This is a genomic window from Deltaproteobacteria bacterium (assembly GCA_016874775.1).
In the GTDB taxonomy this organism is placed as follows: Bacteria; Desulfobacterota; Binatia; order Bin18; family Bin18; genus VGTJ01.
Window position 1 is genome coordinate 1 of record VGTJ01000322.1, and the last position, 3,229, is coordinate 3,229.

Sequence of the window (3,229 nt, forward strand, 5' to 3'; positions counted from 1 at the left end):
GTCGCCCGCGTTCATCCAGCTCTTCGACCAGACTTCGATACTTAGACCGAAGCCAGCACACAATGGTCTCGTCTCTCATCCCTGCTCTTGTGCAGAGGCTCTCCACTCCGGTCAATCACTATTGCGGTAAGTTGTTTCCTGCCACCGCCTAAGCAAACAACGAGTGACTTCTACGTTAATGCACATCGGTGCGCCAAAACCGGAAGGATATTTCCCGCCACAGAGTCAAGGCGCTCCGGTCACGACCACCGCGGGCAAAACCCCAAACCTCATACAGAATCAGGCGCAGAAAGAAACCGCTCCGAGTGGCAAGAATAAAACACAAGGGAAGTCGCAGGAGCCTATCCAGCGCTACGGATAGCCTGTGAGGTAGATCTTTGCCAGTCCTTTCCCAGAGCTTCTGGTCGTACTGGCTTTGCACCGAGCGGAAGCAAGTTTGTGTTCTCGTCGCTTTCCAATGTCAGTAATGCCTTGCCCCAGTCAGACACCTCATGGCAAAAGCGCTCGGTCTTGCTACCAGGAGCAGCATGGGCAACAAAGACTTTTTCAGCAATGCGAGCAACAAATTCATTCCGCTTTTCTGCTAATTGTGCAGTTGCACGGTGATCCTTTCCCGTAAAGGGTGAGAGAAGTAGTAAGCGGCCTTGCGTAAGCGGGACTGTCCACTCAGCAGAGATGCGTATCCTTTCGAGACTACGGGCCGGGCAAATGATAACTGGCTGTGTTCCACGTAACAGAAGAGAGAGGCACTCTTTCTCCATCGGCGAATGGAATCCGCTAATGACGGGCACTTCGGCATCACGCAACGCGCGAGCAAGGTCATAGGTTGGGAGAATGATCTCACCAGGGCACCGGGTCGAACAAAATAGTCCTAGCAACCGCTTCTCTAAAATCGCGAGGTTCCCAATGGCCCAGATATGCGGAAAAAGAGGAGTTCCCTGAGGAGAACGGAGAGATGCAGAGAAATCAGCCTGAGTAGACTCAACAATCGAAATTGGAAAGGCCATTTTCCTGGAATACCTGAGATAGGCGTATTCAAATTCTATTAGCAAGGAGCTGCTAATAGCGTGCTAATAGAATTTAGGGCAGATAGTAACGTGCCCAACGGCGCTCCCCTTCCCGTCTAAGTACTCTTTGAGCATGCATTTTTTTCAGAAGATGAGAGGCACGGTGCAGGTCTATATGAAGGAGGTCTCGACACTCAGCGTTGTTAATTGAGCCGTGCTGTCGTACATACCCCAAGATCTTCTCCTCGTCTGCTTGCAGCACCTGCTCCTCTGGTAGTTTCGGAGAGGCTTTCAGTTGATACGAAGTCCACCGCCCTACTCCTTGCTGTTCAATCAATCCAGTTTCAACCAGCTTTCGCAGTTCTTGCCCAGCCATAGTCACATCAACATGATTGAGACGCCGATATTCACCGTTGGTAATTTGCTCATGCTGCCGTAAGTAAACCAAAGCAAGTCGCTGACGATCATTTAAGGGTAAGCTGGCAAATTGATTGAGCCAAGCAATTGCCTGTGGATTCATCAACGTATGATTGCGGAACGTGAGCCAAAAGGATGAGCGTCGATCCTGAAAACGTGGCGGTTCAAGGTTCGCTGCCCGTATTGCTTGCAGCATCGTCTTAATCCCACTGCCGCGGTTTTCGACGATATGTAGGTCCTCCATCATCCGCATGAGCCGCACGTTGCGCGTCGAGTGTTCCTCTTCAAGGTTCTCTACTGTCACATTGCCAAACAACCCCCTGGACTTTGCACTTCAAGCCGGTCGGCAAACATGCGGATTTGGATGTAACTGCCCTTCACATAAGAGCTGTAATCCCGGTGGGCAATCGCATTGGCAATAGCTTCACGCAAGGCTTCTCTGGGGTATTCAGGAATGTCGCGCCGAAACGTACCTTCAATCAAGGCAGCCTTGCGCATTGTGGTCATGACATAGATCTCGGCCCGATCAATCATCTCAGGAATCGGCCCTTCGAATCGTTGGTTGTCGACAAACCGCTCTCCACGTGGTGCACGCTCTTCTTCAGTCGTGCCGTAGTACTGCAAGAACGTAATCGTCAATTGTGGGAAGAACTCTTGTGGATACTTGCCGAACATCAAAAGCCCAGCCAGCGTTGGTCTGTAACCCCCACCGTCTCGTCCACAGATCTGCAATCGCGCTAACACATCCTCTCGTGAACCATCGAGATAACCGGCATGAGGTCGGCTGCTCCGCAACTGGCTCACATACTTATCCAGCAAGACAGGATCGAGATCATTCAAGGTTGCTTCTGCTACAAGCTCCTCATCCTGTTTCGGCTGCCCACGACCACTCACGTAGCCGAACACTTCATACTCGCTCATTTGCCGGTTGGTGTTGCCGCTGCGAATGTAAGCACCACTCGCAAGCCCGGCTGGTTTGTAAAAGCACGGTTTCCGATTCGCAGCGATTTCCTCGATCTCTACCGCAACCACCGTCGCCCCATTGATTTCATCGACAACAAACTGTGGACGTAAGGCGGGCTCCATCTCTGCTGAGGCGAGATGCGTAACTTCTTCTTGCAAACGCTGAGCGTTGCCGACACCAACAATCGAGAAGTCTTTTTCCTCATCAAGGCCGAAGAGCAACACTCCACCACCAGTGCGATTCGCGAATGCTGACAGCAGCTCAAACAAGCGCTTTGGCGTACCACCGCGAGCGGCTTTGACTTCTACGTTGTCTAACTCGCTACGCCGACGCTGCACGTCGGCAACAAGCTGGCGTAATTCCTCAAGCGTCACGAATCACCCCTTCTCGTGCACTAAGAACAGGCATCACTCATCGTTTCCATCGTTCGCACCCATACGATATTTGATGTCGTAGTTGACGATGAAGTCGAGTTCATCGTCTGAAAAGCCGTAGCTGCTCCCCAAAGCGACATCGATTTCGTTAATAGTTTCTTTGGACAGCATTGCCTTCATTTCGTCATATTCTATTGTGTGTCCTTGTTTCGTTCTGATGGTCTTTCGAGTTGCATGCTTCATAAGAAAGTGTTTTTTAATTCGTATTTTCCGTCGTCACCATCCGCAGCGTGCGCCGGATACTGGCCAAGTACACCATAGCGTCACTGGAAACGGTGGCATGTTCGAAGTCCCGACACAAGCGCCGCTAGCGCCCCAGCCAACCGAAGGACCGCTCCACCACCCAGCGGCGGGGCAACACGGTAAAGCCTTTGGCGTCTGCCGAACGGCGCACCACCTCCAAGCGC

At 51.9% G+C, this 3,229-nt stretch carries 4 protein-coding genes; 1 reads left to right on the forward strand and 3 read right to left on the reverse strand.

Annotated features, from left to right (window positions below; genetic code table 11):
- Window positions 1–163: 163 nt before the first annotated feature.
- Window positions 164–361 carry a hypothetical protein gene (locus FJ147_28010; protein ID MBM4259728.1) on the forward strand — a complete coding sequence of 66 codons (198 nt, stop codon included), beginning with the start codon at window positions 164–166 and terminating at the stop codon, window positions 359–361.
- Here FJ147_28010 and FJ147_28015 read toward each other — a convergent pair.
- From FJ147_28015 to FJ147_28025, 3 genes are all read right to left on the reverse strand, one after another.
- Window positions 342–1,007, reverse strand: coding sequence for a hypothetical protein (locus FJ147_28015; GenBank protein MBM4259729.1), 666 nt, complete (start codon window positions 1,005–1,007; stop codon window positions 342–344). The two genes, FJ147_28010 and FJ147_28015, sit on opposite strands and share 20 nt — an antisense overlap.
- Before the next feature lie 73 nt (window positions 1,008–1,080).
- Window positions 1,081–1,740, reverse strand: coding sequence for a hypothetical protein (locus FJ147_28020; protein MBM4259730.1), 660 nt, complete (start codon window positions 1,738–1,740; stop codon window positions 1,081–1,083).
- Window positions 1,725–2,762: a hypothetical protein gene (locus tag FJ147_28025; protein ID MBM4259731.1), complete on the reverse strand. Its 1,038-nt coding sequence runs from the start codon at window positions 2,760–2,762 to the stop codon at window positions 1,725–1,727. Before FJ147_28025 ends, FJ147_28020 begins: the two co-directional genes overlap by 16 nt.
- Window positions 2,763–3,229: the final 467 nt, after the last annotated feature.

What these genes read in the sequence shown, in the direction of transcription:
- FJ147_28015 (MBM4259729.1), bottom strand. Translation starts at nt 1,007, where the DNA reads ATGGCCTTTCCAATTTCGATTGTTGAGTCTACTCAGGCTGATTTCTCT.